Source organism: Xanthobacter autotrophicus (assembly GCF_030015065.1).
Classification (GTDB): Bacteria; Pseudomonadota; Alphaproteobacteria; order Rhizobiales; family Xanthobacteraceae; genus Xanthobacter; species Xanthobacter autotrophicus_D.
In genome coordinates this window covers 1-404 of record NZ_JAIVFN010000517.1, presented here as the reverse complement: position 1 = coordinate 404, position 404 = coordinate 1, and the positions used below count along the sequence as shown (strand labels likewise).

Here is a 404-nt window from a genome sequence, read left to right as displayed (position 1 = left end):
ACCCTGAAGGGCGAACTGAGCGGTCGCGACGTGGTGCAGCGCGTGCGCGTGGATTTCGGCTACGGCAAGCGCCGCCTGCCGGTGCTGGTGATGACCGGCGATGGCAACCCGCACAACCAGACCGGGCTGCTGCAGTCCGGTGCCAACGACCTGGTGCTCAAGCCGATCGAAGAACGGCTGCTGGTCACCAAGGTGCTGTTCCAGCTGAGGCTGGCCCGATTGAACGATGGACCTCTGTTGCGATGATGGATGAAGTAGCCGACACCCCGACGATCCAGCTGGAACCGAGCTGGAAGCAGCATGTCGGCGATTACCTGTTGCAGCCGCAGATGCGCGAGCTGTCCAGCTTCCTGCGCCAGCGCAAGGCCAGTGGCGCGGCGGTGTTCCCGCCCGGCCCGCAGATC

1 pseudogene is annotated in these 404 nt (G+C 65.3%); it reads left to right on the top strand.

The features are described from left to right. Positions 1–246: pseudogene (locus K9U40_RS24300) on the top strand (response regulator); the annotation flags it as partial. Between the last annotated feature and the right edge of the window lie 158 nt (positions 247–404).